At 42.3% G+C, this 17,009-nt stretch carries 18 protein-coding genes, 2 tRNA genes and 1 pseudogene; 6 read left to right on the forward strand and 15 right to left on the reverse strand.

Annotated elements, in window-relative coordinates; all coding sequences use genetic code 11:
• The first annotated feature begins 30 nt into the window (after positions 1-30).
• Positions 31-1,230, forward strand: a complete 1,200-nt coding sequence (locus tag PCC7418_RS17665; protein ID WP_015227552.1) for an RNA-guided endonuclease TnpB family protein — start codon at positions 31-33, stop codon at positions 1,228-1,230.
• Positions 1,231-1,242: 12 nt separating this feature from the next.
• Here the strand turns inward: PCC7418_RS17665 and PCC7418_RS17670 are convergent, their stop codons facing one another.
• Positions 1,243-1,998, reverse strand: a complete 756-nt coding sequence (locus tag PCC7418_RS17670) for a TrkA family potassium uptake protein (protein WP_015227553.1) — start codon at positions 1,996-1,998, stop codon at positions 1,243-1,245.
• A gap of 110 nt (positions 1,999-2,108) precedes the next feature.
• Positions 2,109-3,449, reverse strand: coding sequence for a TrkH family potassium uptake protein (locus PCC7418_RS17675; protein ID WP_015227554.1), 1,341 nt, complete (start codon positions 3,447-3,449; stop codon positions 2,109-2,111).
• Between the two features lie 278 nt (positions 3,450-3,727).
• Between PCC7418_RS17675 and folB the strand changes: the two genes are divergently transcribed.
• Positions 3,728-4,087 carry a dihydroneopterin aldolase gene (folB, locus tag PCC7418_RS17680; RefSeq protein WP_015227555.1) on the forward strand — a complete coding sequence of 120 codons (360 nt, stop codon included), beginning with the start codon at positions 3,728-3,730 and terminating at the stop codon, positions 4,085-4,087.
• On the opposite strand, the gene PCC7418_RS17685 is transcribed toward folB, so the two are convergent.
• The 5 genes from PCC7418_RS17685 to carA form a co-directional block, all read right to left on the reverse strand.
• On the reverse strand, positions 4,068-4,379 hold the full coding sequence (locus PCC7418_RS17685; protein ID WP_015227556.1) for a DUF1816 domain-containing protein: 312 nt from the start codon (positions 4,377-4,379) through the stop codon (positions 4,068-4,070). The genes folB and PCC7418_RS17685 overlap by 20 nt on opposite strands.
• A 62-nt stretch (positions 4,380-4,441) precedes the next feature.
• Positions 4,442-5,344 (reverse strand): 23S rRNA (guanosine(2251)-2'-O)-methyltransferase RlmB, encoded by a 903-nt coding sequence (gene rlmB, locus PCC7418_RS17690; protein WP_015227557.1) that lies wholly within the window; start codon positions 5,342-5,344, stop codon positions 4,442-4,444.
• Between the two features lie 35 nt (positions 5,345-5,379).
• Complete coding sequence (locus tag PCC7418_RS17695; RefSeq protein WP_015227558.1) at positions 5,380-5,838, reverse strand: Mini-ribonuclease 3; 459 nt, start codon at positions 5,836-5,838, stop codon at positions 5,380-5,382.
• A 136-nt stretch (positions 5,839-5,974) separates the two neighbouring features.
• Positions 5,975-6,361, reverse strand: coding sequence for an STAS domain-containing protein (locus tag PCC7418_RS17700; RefSeq protein ID WP_015227559.1), 387 nt, complete (start codon positions 6,359-6,361; stop codon positions 5,975-5,977).
• Between the two features lie 123 nt (positions 6,362-6,484).
• Positions 6,485-7,630: a glutamine-hydrolyzing carbamoyl-phosphate synthase small subunit gene (carA, locus tag PCC7418_RS17705; RefSeq protein ID WP_015227560.1), complete on the reverse strand. Its 1,146-nt coding sequence runs from the start codon at positions 7,628-7,630 to the stop codon at positions 6,485-6,487.
• An 87-nt stretch (positions 7,631-7,717) separates the two neighbouring features.
• Here carA and PCC7418_RS17710 point away from each other — a divergent pair, with 87 nt between their 5' ends.
• Both PCC7418_RS17710 and PCC7418_RS17715 read left to right on the forward strand, forming a co-directional pair.
• Positions 7,718-8,269, forward strand: coding sequence for a Uma2 family endonuclease (locus PCC7418_RS17710; protein WP_015227561.1), 552 nt, complete (start codon positions 7,718-7,720; stop codon positions 8,267-8,269).
• A gap of 60 nt (positions 8,270-8,329) precedes the next feature.
• Entirely contained in the window at positions 8,330-8,881 is a 552-nt protein-coding gene (locus PCC7418_RS17715) for a Uma2 family endonuclease (protein ID WP_015227562.1), read from the forward strand.
• On the opposite strand, the gene PCC7418_RS17720 is transcribed toward PCC7418_RS17715, so the two are convergent.
• Together PCC7418_RS17720 and ispF are read right to left on the reverse strand one after the other, a co-directional pair.
• Complete coding sequence (locus PCC7418_RS17720) at positions 8,870-10,480, reverse strand: DUF6930 domain-containing protein (RefSeq protein ID WP_015227563.1); 1,611 nt, start codon at positions 10,478-10,480, stop codon at positions 8,870-8,872. The genes PCC7418_RS17715 and PCC7418_RS17720 overlap by 12 nt on opposite strands.
• A 48-nt stretch (positions 10,481-10,528) precedes the next feature.
• Entirely contained in the window at positions 10,529-11,011 is a 483-nt protein-coding gene (gene ispF, locus PCC7418_RS17725) for a 2-C-methyl-D-erythritol 2,4-cyclodiphosphate synthase (protein ID WP_041596323.1), read from the reverse strand.
• Positions 11,012-11,131: 120 nt separating this feature from the next.
• On the opposite strand from ispF, the gene PCC7418_RS17730 reads away from it, so the two are divergent.
• Both PCC7418_RS17730 and PCC7418_RS17735 read left to right on the forward strand, forming a co-directional pair.
• Positions 11,132-11,205: transfer RNA gene (locus PCC7418_RS17730), tRNA-Asp, on the forward strand.
• Positions 11,206-11,319: 114 nt separating this feature from the next.
• Positions 11,320-11,393 (forward strand) — tRNA-Asp (locus PCC7418_RS17735).
• A 244-nt stretch (positions 11,394-11,637) separates the two neighbouring features.
• On the opposite strand, the gene PCC7418_RS17740 is transcribed toward PCC7418_RS17735, so the two are convergent.
• The 6 genes and pseudogenes from PCC7418_RS17740 to PCC7418_RS17760 form a co-directional block, all read right to left on the reverse strand.
• Entirely contained in the window at positions 11,638-13,275 is a 1,638-nt protein-coding gene (locus PCC7418_RS17740) for an AarF/ABC1/UbiB kinase family protein (RefSeq protein WP_015227565.1), read from the reverse strand.
• A gap of 104 nt (positions 13,276-13,379) precedes the next feature.
• Positions 13,380-14,138, reverse strand: a complete 759-nt coding sequence (locus PCC7418_RS17745; RefSeq protein ID WP_015227566.1) for a hypothetical protein — start codon at positions 14,136-14,138, stop codon at positions 13,380-13,382.
• A gap of 23 nt (positions 14,139-14,161) precedes the next feature.
• The gene (locus PCC7418_RS17750; protein ID WP_015227567.1) at positions 14,162-14,452 is read right to left on the reverse strand and encodes a hypothetical protein; all 291 of its coding nucleotides are present in this window, start codon (positions 14,450-14,452) and stop codon (positions 14,162-14,164) included.
• 185 nt (positions 14,453-14,637) lie between these two features.
• Positions 14,638-15,150: a flavodoxin FldA gene (gene fldA / locus PCC7418_RS17755; RefSeq protein WP_015227568.1), complete on the reverse strand. Its 513-nt coding sequence runs from the start codon at positions 15,148-15,150 to the stop codon at positions 14,638-14,640.
• A gap of 322 nt (positions 15,151-15,472) precedes the next feature.
• The gene (locus PCC7418_RS21275; RefSeq protein WP_235620815.1) at positions 15,473-15,940 is read right to left on the reverse strand and encodes a photosystem I reaction center subunit XI; all 468 of its coding nucleotides are present in this window, start codon (positions 15,938-15,940) and stop codon (positions 15,473-15,475) included.
• A gap of 21 nt (positions 15,941-15,961) precedes the next feature.
• A pseudogene (locus PCC7418_RS17760) lies at positions 15,962-16,969 on the reverse strand (chlorophyll a/b binding light-harvesting protein); the annotation flags it as partial.
• Positions 16,970-17,009: the final 40 nt, after the last annotated feature.

Below are 17,009 nucleotides of genomic sequence, written 5' to 3' on the forward strand. Positions count from 1 at the left end.
TAATTTCAGCTAATTCAACCAGCTTAAACCATGATTGTCATTGAGTACAAGGTCAAAGCCAAGAAAACTCAATATATTGCCATTGACGAAGCAATTCGGACAACTCAGTTCATCCGAAACAAAGCCCTTCGTTACTGGGAAGACAATCATGGTGCGACTAAATATGATCTGAATAAGCAGTGCAAACTCCTCGCTGAAGAGTTTGAATGGGCGAAAAGGCTCAACTCTCAAGCAAGGCAGTCTGCTGCAGAAAGAGCATGGTCAGCAATTAGTCGCTTCTTTGACAATTGCAAGAAGAAAGTAACTGGGAAGAAAGGATATCCCAAATACCAAAAAAATAACCGATCCGTTGAATACAAAACAACTGGTTGGAAGCTCGACCCTAACACCAAAAAGCACATCACGTTCACTGATGGTAATGGTATTGGTCGAGTTAAATTAATCGGGAGTCGGGATATCTATTTCTACTCGAAACAGCAGATTAGACGAGTGCGGTTAGTTAGACGGGCTGACGGCTACTACTGTCAGTTCTGCATTAACGTTAATGTAACTGAAGATGTTGAGCCAACTCAGCAAGCCATTGGACTTGACATGGGGTTAACCGACTTCTACACAGACAGCAAAGGGCATAAACAACCCAATCCTCGCTTCTTCCGTAAAGGAGAGGAGGAGTTGAAACGCTCTCAGCGTCGTCTATCTCGAAAACAAAAAGGCTCATCTAATCGCAAAAAAGCAAGACAGAAACTAGCCAAGAAACACCTGAGAATAAGTAGGCAACGCCGAGAACACGCAAGGAGAATTGCGCGTTGCGTCGTGTTGTCTAACGACTTCATCGCCTACGAAGACTTGCAGGTTAAGAACTTGGTCAAAAATCATAACCTTGCTAAATCCATATCTGATGTTGGTTGGTATCAGTTCCGAGTCGGGTTAGAGTATTTCGCTCAGAAGTTCGGGAAGGTGACGGTAGCCGTCCCGCCTCACTATACCAGTCAGGAATGTTCTAGCTGTGGGCGTGTGGTTAAGAAATCTCTATCAACCCGCACTCACACCTGTAAATGTGGGTGTCAACTAGATAGGGATGAAAACGCAGCTATCAACATCTTAAAGAAGGGATTACGTACCTCGGGGCACGAGGGAACTTACGCTTGGGGAGATGAAGCCTCTACTTTGGTAGGACTTGTCCTGTCAAAGCAAGCATCGTCGCAGAACCAAGAATCCAACGCGCTTTAAGCCGTTGGAGTGTCAAACGCCTTGCTCTAATTCCCCTGCTTCGTCCGATTGGATGTGCTGCTGGTTAGAGTCGGTGGGTAAACGTTTAATATCCTGATTTGATCCGACAACGATCATTTGCGATCCTTTCACTAGCCTATAGTTGGGAGTGGGATTAATTTCAAATTTTTCCCCATATTTCACAGCGATGACATTTAAGCCGTAGCGATTTCTTAATTCCAACTCGGCTAAAGTGCGTCCGTCAAAGGCTGCGGGAATTTGGATATCAACAATACTGTGTTCGGGATCGAGCTCAAATTTCTCTAAAATCGCTGGTTGGGCGAGGGCGTGGGCGAGTTCATATCCCGCATCTCTTTCTGGAAAGACAACGCGATCAGCACCAACTCGCTTCAAAAGTTTACCATGAATATGAGAAGACGCTTTTGCCACCACATACTTCACCCCATTTTCTTTGACGTTGAGAGTGGTGATAATGCTTTCTTGCACATAATCGCCAATGGCAATAATCACGACATCAAATTCAAAGATTCCTGCTTCTTTCAGGGCTGCTGGTTCTGTTGAATCTAACTCAATGGCATGAGAGACAATTTTATCAGTTAAAGCCTGATTGACTAATTTTTCATCGCGATCGCTGCCTAAAACCTCACAGCCTAATTTTCGCAGTTCTCGACAAACAGCTTGACCAAACCGCCCTAACCCGATTACAGCAAATTCTTGCGGTTGATGGCGAAGTTGATTGAATATTTTTAATGATGCTTTAATATCCACGGTTTTGTGATTCGTTCTTTGTTATTTGTTGAGACGTTCCATGGAACGTCTTTACATTATTAGTTATTTGTTCTTTGTTCTCCCCCTCTCCCTCTCTTCCCGATCTTAAATTATCCCACTAACAAGTTTTCTTCTGGATACTGAATTGCACTGGGTCGAGATTCTCGGACTAACGTATTAATAACAATTAAAACACCGACTCTACCAATATACATCGTGACCACAATAATCAGTTTTCCTAAAGGAGATAAACTACTGGTAATTCCTGTTGAAAGTCCAACAGTGGCAAAAGCAGAACACACTTCAAAGAAAATTTGAATAAAGCTCAATGCGGGGTCAGTAATGGCGATTAATGCTGTCACTAAGCTGAGTAATGTCACTGAAGCACATAAGACCCCTAATGCTTTTAGAATTAAGTTAACAGGGACACGGCGTTTATAAATAATGACATCGGTTTTTCCTTGTAATGTGGAAATCGTCCCATTAATTAAAATCCGTAGGGTGGTTGTTTTTAATCCGCCACCCGTTCCACTGGGGCTTGCGCCAATGACCATAAAGGCAATGGTAATAAATAATCCTGCATCGGTCATTGTTTCAAGGGGAACGGTGTTAAACCCTGCTGTGCGCGTTGTTACTGATTGAAACCATGCTCCCAGTAAACGGTCTTTGAAAGAAAAATAACCAAAAATATTATTATTACTAAAATCAGTAAAGAAAAACGCAATCGTTCCTAAAATGAGGAGAATAATGGTGGTATCTATAACAATTTTAGAGTTGAGAGAGAAATCAAATGCTTCTGCATTTTTTCGTAGGATAAGCTGATTAAATTGTTGTCTAATCCAGAGAAAGATTTCAAAAATTGCCTGATATCCTAAGCCCCCAAAAATTACTAAAAATGGAATGATAATATTCATGGAAATTGAAGATTGATAGTCCATTAAGCTATTGCTAAATAAACTAAAGCCAGCATTATTCCAAGCGCTGATACTATGAAAGAGAGCTAACCAAGTGGGATTGGGTTGATCAGAAAATAAGGGAAGTAAGAAAAAGAAGCCAGTAAGTTCAAAAAGGAGGGTGGTTGCCACAATAGAAATGAGGAGGTTTGTACTTCCTTGGAGAAAGGGACGATCAAAGGATTCTTGAATGGCAACTTTTTGACGAAAATCGAACTTTTTACGAATCAAAAATAAGAGGAAGGTATTGGTGGTCATATACCCTAATCCTCCCACTTGAATTAATAATAGAATGGTCAGTTGTCCCCAAAAGGAAAAATAAGTTCCCGTATCCACGACGGCTAAACCCGTTACACAAACGGCAGAGGTCGCTGTAAATAATGCAGTAATGGGATCATTCCAACTGCCATCCGCAGTCGTAAAAGGTAAGATTAATAATAATGTTCCGATTAAAATAACGGCGATAAAACCAAGACAGATGGTTCGGGCGATACTCATTATAATTCGTTATTTGTTATTCATCTTAAAATAAGAAACTAAGAATGGAAATTAATAATATTTTCATAAACAGGGACATAACTATAGCACTTCCCAATCTCATGAGGTACATTCTAAATTTTGGTTCTTTGTTCTTTGTTCTTCGTTCTTTGTTGGTTGTTAATCAATGAACCACGAACCATGAACCATGAACATCCACCGACTCGCATTACGTACCTCAACCAACTAGGAAACGCTATATATTAAAATACAGGTTGATTGTTAGATGTTAAACATTTATGGACACGATCAAAATTGAGAATATCCGTTGCTATGGTTATACTGGTTTTTTGCCCGAAGAACAAGTGTTAGGACAATGGTTTGAGGTGAGTTTAACGCTCGGGGTTGATTTATCTCTTGCGGGAGACAGTGACGAGATTAGGCACACTTTAGATTACCGAAGCGCGATCGCGCAAGTCAAACAAATTATTGAAACGGAAAAATTTGCTTTAATTGAAAAACTCGCCCACGCGATCGCGCAAGCCATTTTACAATTGGATTTAGTGCAACAGGTGTGTGTGGAACTCTCGAAACCCGCCCCTCCCATTCCTAACTTTGGCGGGAAAATCACAGTCACTATTACTCGTGAAAAGACTTAAATCCATGTCCACTTAAACTCGGAAATCGCTCCCCAGTTGCGTCATCATCCTCTGCTTCCTCGGTTTCCTGATCATCGGTGAGGATGGTGGGCTTGCAGCGTTTCACCTCCAGAGAGACAATTTTTGCCCCCTCTCCCTGCAAATCCTCAATATAGCCCGACTTTTCGGCTTCTGCTTCTCGTTTTCTCACAAAGGGGCCAAAATAGTAAGTGCATTTGGGAGATTCGGTTTTAATCTCGACCCACCAGGCTTGACCCAAAAAATCTAGGATTGATAGGATGAATTCTTCCATGTTTATGACGCGATTGAGTCGGTCTCAAATAATTCTACCGTATTTAATCTTGGGAGTTTCTATTAATTTTTACTAGACCCCTCAGAAAGATTTAAGGTTTTTTTCTGGCGACGATGAGACACTTCATACAGCGCGATCGCGCTAGCAATATGAGCATTCAAACTTTCAGTTTTTCCGAATAACGGAATTGTCACCAACTCATCACAGTGACGTTGCGTTAACAGATTTAATCCTTGGGCTTCTCCACCGACAACCAAAACCACCGAGTGATCAAAACTCACTTGAGAAATCAATTGACCCTCTTCTGCAACCGTCCCATAGACCCAAAACCCAGCTTTTTTTAATTCTTCCAACCCCCGAGAAAAGTTCACCACTCGCGCCACAGGGAGATATTCTAACGCCCCCGCAGCCACTTTCATCACCGTGGAGGTAATCCCTGCTGCTCGCCGTTGTGGAATCACAATTCCCTGTGCGCCCAGAGCTTCAGCACTGCGAATAATTGACCCTAAGTTATGGGGATCAGTAATCCCTTCTGCTGCGATGATGATCGGTTTATCGGTCACTGCTTGGGCTTTTTCGATCAACTCTGCTAATTCCCAATAGGGATAAGGCGCGACTTGGGCTGCAACGCCTTGATGATTTGCGCCATGGGTAATCTGATTTAAACGTTCAACCCCCACTTCATCAATAATACTGCCTTGTTTCTTTGCCGTTTGTAACAAAGGGTTAAACGTTGAATTATAACGCAGTCTGGGTGTAATCCAAATCCGATTCAGTTGACGATGACCTTCTAATGCAGCTTGGACAGTATGACGACCATAAATCAAATCATCATTTTCCGTATTTTCCGTTGTTTTTTCTTCGGGTTGAGGCGTTGTCGGTTGTTTAATTTTAGGACGACGAGAAACAGGGAAAGGCTTTTTCCCCTTCGGTTTTGGTTTTCCTTTCCGAGGTTTTTCACTCATATCAATATGATGGGATGATGATAGGTTGTAGCTGATTAACTGTTATCAGAAGATTGCCTCTCTTGTAACGATAACAGGAGGGATTGCAAACGATCGCGATCGCGCAGAAAAAGATATCCGATCAGGGTTTCTAAACTGGTTGCTTGTTGATAAATCTTAGCAGAGAGCCGACGGGGACGTTTGGTCGCTGCATTCCGTCCTCGCTTGACAATTTGAAGTTCGGATTCCGTTAAATTAGGGAGTAAAGCCTCTAATTGTTGCGCTTGATTTTCGGCTCGTACTTCGGAAACTACCAATTGATGATAGTCAGAAATATTTTTTTGTGGCAATAAATAATATAAACGAACATAAAGCTCATAAACAGCATCACCAATATAAGCCAATCCTGCTGGTGAAATCTGTTCAAGCGGGGGTAGATTGTGCAGTCCCCCCACTACGGAAAAGAATTCCACTTCGGAATCAAAATAATTGGTTTGATGAGTTTGCGGTGTCAAATTTGTCCTGAGGTTAAATGAATGACAAGGAATGCAAAGTTAACTAACTTACTTTAAAGACTCCAAAGCAGCCTCTAGACTCGGTTGTAAAGAAAGGAATTTTTCTAAAATGACAAGGAATGCAAAGTTAACTAACTTACTTTAAAGACTCCAAAGCAGCCTCTAGACTCGGTTGTAAAGAAAGGAATTTTTCTAAACGGACGAGTTTCACCGTTTGCGTCACCCGTGCATTGGTTACAATTTGTAAACCTCCTCCTTCATTTTGAGCTTTTTTGACAAGTTGGACTAACGCGCCCAAGCCAGAACTATCGACAAAATCAATCTGGGAGAGCACCAAAATAATATTTTTCGGCCCTTCTTCAATATACTTCCCAATGACTTTCGCAAATGTTGGTTCGGAAAACGCATCAAGCAAGCCAGTTAAACGAAAAATCTGGCAATTGTCTTGAATTTCCCGCGTTCCGCGCAAACTAACGGTTAAGTTGAGTGGTTCAGGAATAATACCCTCCTTTGTGCTTAACAAATAATGAGCGATAACGACAATATACAGGAAAAGTTAGCTCTCAGAACTAACCTTTAACAGATAGTGTATATTAGCATATTTTTCCCGTTTAATCCTCTCACCCTAGCGTTTTTTAGAAAGAGGCTACTTTTTCCGATGTTCCCGCATGGAGGCGACAAATTGAGCAAATAAATAATCCGCATCATGAGGACCTGGACTGGCTTCAGGATGATATTGGACGGAAAAAATGGGTAAGGTTTTATGGCGTAACCCAGCAACCGTGCGGTCATTCAAATTGAGATGGGTAATTTCAACATCGGCTTGTAATGACTCCTCAGTTACCGCAAAACCATGATTTTGGCTAGTAATTTCTACCTTTTGCTGTAAGCCTGCAGGTTGGTTGAGTCCGCGATGTCCAAACTTCAGTTTAAAGGTTTCTGCACCCAGAGACAGTCCAAGAATTTGATGTCCCATACAAATCCCAAACATGGGTTTTCCGCCTTTGAGGAGGGCTTTAGTGGTTTCGATTCCTTCTGTTACCGTTGCGGGGTCTCCAGGACCATTGGAGAGGAAAATCCCATCAGGATGATACTGCTCGATCGTTTCTGGGGGAGTATTTGCAGGAACAACAATCACACGACAGCCATAACTCGCCAGACGGCGCAAAATGTTCCGTTTAATGCCAAAATCAATGGCGACCACCGTTAAAGGGGTGGAATCCTCTGCTTGCATGACAGGGCGAAATTCCCAACTTTCCACAGTGGGATCAGACCATTCATAAACATCTTTCGTGGTTACTTCATTAACCAGGTTTAAACCCAACATCGAGGGGGCTGCTTTCACTTGGGCTAAAAGTTCTTGTTCATCGAGAATTTCACTGGAAATTGCGCCATTCATTGCGCCAGAGGAGCGTAAAATGCGGGTGAGGGCGCGGGTGTCGATACCATAAATACCAGGGATGTTATGTTCGGTGAGATAGTTGGGAACAGAGGTGCGCGATCGCCAATTACTGGGAAAATAACAGACATTTCGCGCAATTACTCCTCGCACTTGTGGGGAATCCGACTCTTCATCCTCAGGATTGACCCCTGTGTTTCCGAGTTCGGGATAGGTAAAGGTAATAATTTGTCCGCGATAGCTGGGATCGGTTAAAACTTCCTGATAGCCTGTCATTCCCGTATTAAATACCACTTCCCCGACTGTAGTTCCTTTTGCACCAAAAGATTTCCCTCGAAACACGGTTCCGTCTTCTAATACCAATAACGCTGGTTCTACCTGATGATTGATCATTCGTTCGTTAATTTTTCCTTATTCTTAAGATCCCTTTTAGAATTTTAAGATAGAAACAGTCGATCCGAAATCTAGGGGGAAACTGGGATGAGTTTAACGATCGCGAAGTGGACAATTGATGATTATCAACGGATGATTGAAGTGGGCTTACTCGATGATCGCCGAGTTGAACTTCTAAATGGAGAAATTGTTGAAATGTCCCCAGAAGGTGAACCTCATGCGTATTACCGAATGGAAACGAAAGATTACTTAACTCGACTTTTAGGAAATCAAGCAACTATTCGAGAAGCAAAACCGATTACCATTCCCAGTAGTGATTCTCAACCTGAACCCGATTTAGCGATTGTTGAACCTTTAGGGCGAGAATATCTACAACATCATCCCTATCCTGAAAATATCTTTTGGTTGATTGAGTTTTCTAACAGCAGCTTAGAAAAAGACCTCACCGTCAAACGGAAAACTTACGCTGCTGCTGGTATTCAAGAATATTGGGTCAGAGATTTAAAACAAGAAACGTTAAAAGTATTTCGCGAACCGATCGCTGCGGATTATACGGTTGAGATAACTTTAACCACAGGAACAATTAATCCTGTTTCCTTTCCCGACGTGGTTATTTCTGTGGAACGCTTATTTGATTAAAGATTTAAGTCTCATTTTTTCGATGAGAAAAATCGATCCGAAATCTAGGAGGAAATGGAGATGAGTTTAACGATCGCGAAGTGGACAATTGATGATTATGAACGGATGATTGAAGTGGGCTTACTTGATGATCGCCGAGTTGAACTTCTAAATGGAGAAATTGTTGAAATGTCCCCAGAGGGAAAACCTCATGCCTATTATTGCACTGCAACCAAAGATTATTTAACCCACCCCTTGAGAGGTCAAGCAGTGATCCGAGAAGCTGCACCGATTACCATTCCCAGTAGTGATTCTCAACCTGAACCCGATTTAGCGATTGTTGAACCTTTAGGGCGAGAATATCTACAACATCATCCCTATCCTGAAAATATCTTTTGGTTGATCGAGTTTTCTAACAGCAGCTTAGAAAAAGACCTCACCGTCAAACGGAAAACTTATGCTGCTGCTGGTATTCAAGAATATTGGGTCAGAGATTTAAAACAAGAAACGTTAAAAGTATTTCGCGAACCGATCGCTGCGGATTATACGGTTGAGATAACTTTAACCACAGGAACAATTAATCCTGTTTCCTTTCCCGACGTAGTTATTTCTGTGGAACGCTTACTCCATTAACTGTAAAACGCCTAATCCTAGTTCTTCTGGGGAGAGGGCTTTCGCTTCAAAAAGTGCCATCATATCTCGCAGTTGCGGTTGTCCCCGAGAAGCTCCCTTGAAACCTCTGGCAATGAGTAACCCACAATATCCTTGCGTCTGTTGACAGCGTTTTTCCCACTGTTGTCGCGCCTTGAGATGCGTGGGATCATCCTCATCAAATTCTCCAAATAAGTAGAGTTCACCATTACCCGTTTGGACAATTCCCAAATCATACAGGGTATCGGTAATGGGGTCTTCTCCTGTATTAAAACCAATCCCATGAAGTCCGCCAGAGTGCTGAATGTGCTCAATCATTTCCTTCGCTTTCGGACGAGAGGTTTGAATCAAAATGATCGGCATTCCTTCCCCTTTTTCAGAAACCCCCAAAGACTGATAAAGCTGTTTCTCGTTGTTTCGCATTTCTGTAATCATCTCCCAGGACATCATACCAATACTCAGAAACGAGTCTTGGGGCACTAAATCTTCTTTAATGGGAGATGAAAATTCCAATTCTTCAAGGTCGTTTAAGGCTTCTCCTTCCTCCAACTCCAATAAATCAATCAATTCAGTTTCGAGCTCTGGGCTGGTTGCAACTGTCACCGCAACGGATGTGGGCTTTTTGATCGTTTTTGGTAGTTGAATTTGGTAGTGATTTTCAATTTCCCGTTCAAACTCATTTTCGAGTTGGGATTGGTTGGTTTGGATAAACCGTTGCAAGGCTTTCAAAGCAACATAGACCACTGCTGCTTCATCTTCTCCGAAGTAAGGACGTAAACCTTCATAGGGGTTAACACTACCAAAATGAGGCTCGGGTTGGATGTTACTGAGATCGTCTGTGTCTTCTGCTTCTTCAGGGAGGTCGTAGTTGAGAAACCAACAATCTTGTTGCAAGAAAGCGGTTTCCAGGTCTTCCATTGATTCCCCTTCAAACATTTGGGAGCGAAAGGTTTTCAGAGATTCAAAGGAGCGATAGAGTAAAATTCCATACTCAGCCCCCAACATTCCCATCACAGAAAGATAAAGGGGGTCGATGTCCCAATCTGGAAATTCAACCGTGATAATTTCACTATCATCTAAAACGTCCCAAGGTGGATTATTCCAGATTTCTTGAGCCGTTTTGAGCAAGGGTTGGGCATACTCCTCTGGTAGTAGTGGCGGACGATCATCACTGGTTTCTGCTAAACCTTGAAACAGAGCTTCAATCAGGGGCAGATCAGATGCGTACTCAATTTTAATGTTTAATTCTTGTAGGACTCCTCTGAGGAAAAATTGGATCTCGCGATCGCGCACCACCACTTTTTGCGGACGACAGGCTTTCCCATAGCCTTGGGGGACTTCCATCGCCCGTAACAGGGTGCGAACCACAGCTTCCATTCCTGCTTGCGGAGACACCATTTCCATCCCCCGCACCATTCCTTCTGCACTATCTACCCAAATCACGCAGTCTTTATGATGTTCTCTTGCGTCTTCTTCTTCGCCGTGAAATGGATGTAAGTTTCTCCGATCTCCCTCCCAAACAGCATTACTTTGAGGGAGTTTCAGTAAACGGCGGATCGTTGTTGAGTGGAGAGTAGCCATAGAAAGAGCAGGTTGAACTGTGATTATTCTATCACTGACGAGAGGCTGTCATGGATTGCTCATTAATAAAACCACGGCATAACTAGAAATCGCTTCTTCTCGTCCTACTGCGTCCATTTTTTCATTGGTGGTTGCTTTGATGCTCACTTGGTCTAAATTAATTTCTAAAGTTTGCGCCACGCGATCGCGCATGGCTTTTAAATGGGGTTTCAATTTGGGTTTCTCGGCAACCACAACCGCATCAATATTGCCCACTGACCAGCCTTGATCTCTCATTACCCCTTTTACCTCCTTCAACAGTTCAATACTATCTGCATTCGCCCATTTTGGGTCAGAGGGCGGAAAATAATGACCAATGTCTCCTAAACTTAATGCCCCTAACATTGCATCCATGATCGCATGAGTCAGCACATCCGCATCACTATGTCCCACTAAGCCAAGGTGATGGTCAATCTTCACACCACCGATCATTAAAGGACGACCTTCTCCCAGTTGATGAATGTCGTAACCGTTGCCCACTCTAATGTTCATCTGCATTTGTTCCCTTGCTGTTTCTCTTCCATTATCTCTGTTTTGCAGAAATTAGAAAAATTTGTGCTCAAATGTTTGACAAAGCCAAAAATAATCGCTACTATAGTATTCGCGCTGTAGGGGACTGTAGTTCAACCGGTTAGAGCACTGCCCTGTCACGGCAGAAGTTGCGGGTTCGAATCCCGTCAGTCCCGCTCTTGACATTCAGGTCTTCTTTTTCCTATGAAGGGAGACTTCCGAGAGCGAAAAGCGCGTCTTTTTTAGGACAACAGCGCCTCATTAAATCAATCATAGGATTTCTACAGCAAGGGACTGTAGTTCAACCGGTTAGAGCACTGCCCTGTCACGGCAGAAGTTGCGGGTTCGAATCCCGTCAGTCCCGTTGATTTAGTCATTCGTTATTGGTCATTTGTCATTAGAAAACTGGGGGTAGGGTGGGCATTGCCCACCCTACTACTTATGTGTTGCGGGCTATTGTTAGCAATTGTCAGCATAAATGTATCGGTACACGAGTGATTGGTTATCAGTGACCAGTTACCAAAGAACAAAGAACGAAGAACAAAAATTTAGATGTACCTCATGAGAGTGAAAACTGCTATATCAATAGATTCAGCACCCCCATCATTTTACTTCAGCCGTCCCGATCGCCAAATACTGATTAACAGCCAAAAGCCAATAAAACTGGCAGCAGCAAACAAAATATTGCTAATCAGAGAAAGTTGAGGGGTTTGGGCATTAGAAGAAATAATTGCAGCCCCCATAATCAAAGAGCCAACAATAATACTAAATGATAGACGATTCGCTGAGTCATCTAAACTTCTCCGTAAGGGATCTAATTCTTTAATTTTGAAATTCCAACTGAGAGTTTCTGAGGTGACGCGATCTAATAATAATTCGAGTTGGCGCGGTCCCTGTAGGGATAAACTTTTTAAGTCTAGGGTTGTTCTTAAAAGCGTCGGAATCGGATTATTTCCTAAGATTTGATTACGAAATAAATCCGTCATTAACGGTCGGACTTCATAAAGTAAATTCACATCAGGATTAAAGCCTCTGGCGACCCCTTCTAAGTTCGCTAAACTTTTCGCATACAACCCCATGTTACTGGGAAGTTTAACATTATTATTTCGAGAAACTTCTAAAATTTCATAGAACACTTCACTAAAATTAATTTGGGAAATACTGAGATTATAATATTTTCGCAGCATCCGATCATAGTCATTTTCGAGGTTGATTAACTGGACAGAATTAGCAGTTTCTGATAATTCGAGAGTGAGTTGGCTACAGCGTTGGGCATCAATATCCACAATCGCCAACAACATCTCTGTTAAAATTTGTTGTGTCCGTGGATCTAATCTACCAATCATCCCACAATCAATTAACGCGAGTCGTCCATCATCAAGGTAGAAAACATTTCCAGGATGGGGATCAGCGTGAAAGAAACCATCAATATAAATCTGTTGGAAAAAGACTCGAAAGAGAAGTGTTGTTATTTCTTGACGACGTTTTTCTTCCTGTACTTTTGGCAATTCAGCCTTTAAAATGGGAGCACCATCAAGCCACTCCATCACCATTAATTTTTCGGTGGTAATGTCCCAATTAATTGCGGGAACAACCACTTGTTTCGCATCAAACCAAGTGCTATTTTCTAGGTTACGGCGCAGTTGATCGGTATAGCCCGCTTCTTTGGTAAAATCAAGTTCAGCACGCAGAGCGTTTGTAAATTCTTCCGCTAAGGCAACTACATCATAGTCTTCCCCAAAATCGGTACGGGCGACTAATTCTGCAATTCCTTTAATCAGAGAAATATCTTGTTCGACAACCGTATCAATGCCTGGGCGTTGAACTTTAACTGCAACTTCCTGTCCATTAGCGAGGGTCGCCCGATGAGTTTGCGCGATCGAGCCAGCAGCAACCGGTTCTTTGTTAAACTCAGAAAAAATTTGATCCACTGGGGCTTTTAATTGTTCCCGTAACAGGGTTTCGATATTCACCCAAGGAACAGGGGGAACGTTTGCTTGTAGAGCCGTGAGGGCTTCAATATAATCAGGGGGGATAATATCGGGACGAGTGCTCAGTAGCTGTCCAAATTTGACATAAACCGGTCCTAAATCGACTAGAATGTTGCGAAGAACAGTTGGCGTTGGGAGTTCAGGGGCTTCTGCTTTCCCAACTGTAAGCAAGCGACGCATATAGTCCCAACCGTTGCGGAAAACAACTTCTAAAATTTCTCGTTGGCGACTGGTGTTTTGGGTAAGGAAGACCACAGGTTCTCTCTCGTACAATACAAACGATGTTACTCTCCCACTTATAACAGTTTGTCAGCGTGATTGTCTGCTTTGAGAGTTTTGAGAGTGGTTTGATCAAGATTTTAGTTCGTCTGTTCTAGCAAAAATGATGAAGCATAAGTTTTAGACGTTTTCTCGTTTGATTGCCAAAATTTTAGGATTTGTGGCGCAACAACAGAGGGATAAAAATAATGGAAAAAATGATGTCCATAGGGGATTAACCAGACCTGATCTTGTCCTGACTGAAAGTAGCAATTCCAGCTTTTAATCGCAGTCGGTGACACGACTAAATCATCTTCACTCCCACACACGAATAACGGAACATCAACCCCACCTTTTTCACCATTAATTTGTTGATAGAGAGAATGAGGAGAAGGAGACGACAATAAATCTCGTCGTAACACTTCTAATAAATAACGAGTCATGGTTTTATTTTGGTCTCCAAATAAGTTATAGACCATCTGCTCTAAAATAATATGCTTGGGACAGCGTAAGTGTTTATATAAACTGTAGTAATACGCCTGCCAATCTAAAGCAGGGTCAACCCCGACACTTAATAAGGTTAAAGATTGAACTTTTGCAGGAAAGCGACGACTATAGAGTAATCCTAACCAACCTCCTAAGCCATGTCCAATCAGATGAATCGGTTGGGATACAGTTTCTAAATAGTCCTGTAGAGACTCGAAAGCATTCTCTAAACAAGACCCCTCATCTTGGTTTTGTAAATATTCCCAATGGGCAATTGATCCCAATTGAGAAAGAGAATTTAATAAAGGAGAATGAAAGGGATGAAACATCGGATTAGGCGTGAGCCAAACGGCAATTGGTTCTTGTAACATCATTAATTATTTTTCCTAGATATGTGTTAGATATTTGCCTGATAAAAGTTGTTTTTGGAACAACTTAAACAAGATGCTTTGCTTTCTGATTTCGGTTCAAAGTCTCGGCAGCCAATTGCTGACTCAGTTCCCGCTTGATAGGGATTAACTGTACATTTTAAGCGATAGTCATTAGTAAAAAATGCACAACGGCTACAAGGAATTTGGTGTAAAGTCTTGAGATTATTTTTTCCTTTAATAGCGATTCGACAAGCACTCCACACTGATAACAAAATGAAGCCCCAAGTCAAGCAGAAGCAAATTATTTGTAAAACCATAGTCTCTCTTTTCAATCCTTGCGCGATCGACTCAATTAAAGGTAGTGAAAGGCTGACAAAAGATTCAAAACGTAGGTTGGGTTAAGGTTACGAAACCCAACACCAGCAAGGGTCTTGTTGGATTACTTTGACCGTTGGTCAAGAAATATTGGTAGGGTGGGCAATGCCCACCCTACAATGCAGCTTTAAAGATCAAACTCGCCTTTTAATTGCTTAACCCAAGCACTAATTCTTTCATCAGTTAAATCAGCTTGATTATCTTCATCTAGTGCTAAACCAACAAACTTGCCATTTCTCAAGGCTTGCGATTCATTAAAATCATAGCCATCTGTTGACCAGTAACCAACAGTTTTTCCGCCTAATTCTGAGATTTTACTTTCTAAAATGCCCATCGCATCTTGAAAGTTATCCGCATATCCTTCTTGGTCACCAGCGCCGAAGTAAGCAACTTTTTTTCCACTAAAATCAATTTCGTCTAAGTCAGGATAGAATCCTTCCCAATCACTCTGTAACTGACCAATATCCCAAGTGGGAGAAGCAATGATGATATTTTCATAATCAGCAAACTCATCTTCTTCTACTTCCGAGATTTCATGAAGTGTTACCACATCGTCACCACCAAACTCAGCTTGAATTCGTTCTGCAATATCCTGAGTATTGCCAGTTGTCGAACCGAAAAATAATCCAATTTTTGCCATGTATTTCTCTCCTTAACTCACTATTTTGTAATTAATGATTTCCGTTCCATTTGCCTTGGCATTTCTTGCCGACAATTCGGGCAAAACCAATACCTTCGACTGGAACTCACTTGATGTAAAAGTTGCCCTCGACAGCAAAGACAAGTATTCATTTTGGATCAATAATGTACAGACGTGATTGCTTTCTTTTTTTTAAGTTAAAGCTAATTGCTATATTTTGTCAACTATTTTTATTGTTTTTTCTGCTTAAAAATTGACAGAGCAATATCCTTGTCCCCTGAGAAAAAGAAGACAAGGAAAATGACTGTTTACTAGTAGGAATTTAGAAAACTAAACTAACAAATTTGTCGAGGAGGAGGTAAGCAAAAATTGCACCACCAACGCCACCAACAAGAAATCCACCACTAAATAAACTCCAACCTTCGCTAGTTTTAATGCCAGCAGGAACATTGGGAACGGTTCGCGAAAAGTTAGGACGAGGAGAGGTTTCTAAACGTTTTTCCAAAGAAACTGTGCCATATAAAGAAAGGCAAACTGTCAGCAAAACAATTAACGCACAAGCACTGATTAAAGCTGCTAATAAACCAAACTCGCTATTACGTAAAGGTCCTAAAACAGCAAAGGGACCAATTAACCAGTAACCGTGTGCCATGCCAATTTCTAATCCCCGCATTAAAGGAGATAAACCATCTCGATAAATGGGGAGATTCGCAACAAATTTGAGGGTAATATCATTGGCATTAACGGGAGTCGCTAAGTTACCTTCTGCGATTTCTTGAGAGGCACGAATAACATCACCTTGCTTGAAATCAAACCCCGCAAATGCACCACGGACGCGAATGGCGTGCCAAAGGTGACCTAGTAAAAATAAGACACCTAAAGCATAGTGGAAGCTGGCTAACCAACCCCGTGCAGAAACAACCCCACTGGTGGTTTCCCAGTTACCCGCAACGCCGAAAAAGACTTCGGGATAAACGGTGTCATTCACGCTGACGAAGTACCCTGCTAAAATTCCCATATACGCGATCGCGCCGAGACTGTAACAAAGATATGCTTCTCCCGAATAAAACAGCACCCGTCGCGCCCAAGCAAAGGGAGTGGTCAAAATATGGAACACACCACCAGCAATGAGAATTATGCTGATCCAAAGATGACCGCCGACCACATCTTCTAAGTTATCTACCGCAGCGAGACCTTCCCAGCCGTGTTGACCCCAGAGATAACCAAAGATGGTTAGGGGATTGAGTGTGGGGTTACTGACGACACGCACAGCGCCATCACTACCCGCCCAGGGGTCAAAAATACCGCCCCAAAACATCGCTTTGGAAACGAGGAGAAACGCACCAATTCCGAGGAAAATCAAGTGAATCCCCAAAATCGTGGTCATTTTATCTTTATCTTGCCAGTCGTAGCCAAAAAAGCCAGCAAACCGTTGTTTATCCTGCGGTAACACTTCTGGACCAATGAGCGCATGATAAACCCCACCTGCGCCTAAAACCGCAGAAGAGATCAAATGCAACACAGCAATGACAAAATAGGGATAGGTGCTAATGACCTCTCCTCCACTACCAACGCCAAAGCCCAAGGTCGTTAAGTGGGGGAGTAAAATCAATCCCTGTTTATACATCGGTTCACTGGGAACATAGCGAGATAACTCAAAGAGCGTCATTGCCCCTGCCCAAAAGGTAATTAACCCTGCATGAGCAATGTGAGCACCGAGTAATTTACCCGATAAGTTGATAAAGCGAGCATTACCAGCCCACCACCCCACGCTGGGGATTTGTTCTTTATTCGGACTATTTGCAACAACAGCCGTCATTTTTCATTCTCCTTGCGAAATATTTGCATTTATTTCAGAA

Origin of the sequence: Halothece sp. PCC 7418 (assembly GCF_000317635.1) — a bacterium.
Taxonomy (GTDB): domain Bacteria; phylum Cyanobacteriota; class Cyanobacteriia; order Cyanobacteriales; family Rubidibacteraceae; genus Halothece.

Excerpts from the sequence above, each read along its gene's own strand:
- PCC7418_RS17665 (WP_015227552.1), top strand. The coding sequence starts at position 31 with ATGATTGTCATTGAGTACAAGGTCAAAGCCAAGAAAACTCAATATATT.
- PCC7418_RS17675 (WP_015227554.1), bottom strand. The coding sequence starts at position 3,449 with ATGAGTATCGCCCGAACCATCTGTCTTGGTTTTATCGCCGTTATTTTA.
- folB (WP_015227555.1), top strand. The coding sequence starts at position 3,728 with ATGGACACGATCAAAATTGAGAATATCCGTTGCTATGGTTATACTGGT.
- PCC7418_RS17685 (WP_015227556.1), bottom strand. The coding sequence starts at position 4,379 with ATGGAAGAATTCATCCTATCAATCCTAGATTTTTTGGGTCAAGCCTGG.
- rlmB (WP_015227557.1), bottom strand. The coding sequence starts at position 5,344 with ATGAGTGAAAAACCTCGGAAAGGAAAACCAAAACCGAAGGGGAAAAAG.
- carA (WP_015227560.1), bottom strand. The coding sequence starts at position 7,630 with ATGATCAATCATCAGGTAGAACCAGCGTTATTGGTATTAGAAGACGGA.
- PCC7418_RS17710 (WP_015227561.1), top strand. The coding sequence starts at position 7,718 with ATGAGTTTAACGATCGCGAAGTGGACAATTGATGATTATCAACGGATG.
- PCC7418_RS17715 (WP_015227562.1), top strand. The coding sequence starts at position 8,330 with ATGAGTTTAACGATCGCGAAGTGGACAATTGATGATTATGAACGGATG.
- PCC7418_RS17720 (WP_015227563.1), bottom strand. The coding sequence starts at position 10,480 with ATGGCTACTCTCCACTCAACAACGATCCGCCGTTTACTGAAACTCCCT.
- ispF (WP_041596323.1), bottom strand. The coding sequence starts at position 11,011 with ATGAACATTAGAGTGGGCAACGGTTACGACATTCATCAACTGGGAGAA.
- PCC7418_RS17745 (WP_015227566.1), bottom strand. The coding sequence starts at position 14,138 with ATGATGTTACAAGAACCAATTGCCGTTTGGCTCACGCCTAATCCGATG.
- PCC7418_RS17750 (WP_015227567.1), bottom strand. The coding sequence starts at position 14,452 with ATGGTTTTACAAATAATTTGCTTCTGCTTGACTTGGGGCTTCATTTTG.
- fldA (WP_015227568.1), bottom strand. The coding sequence starts at position 15,150 with ATGGCAAAAATTGGATTATTTTTCGGTTCGACAACTGGCAATACTCAG.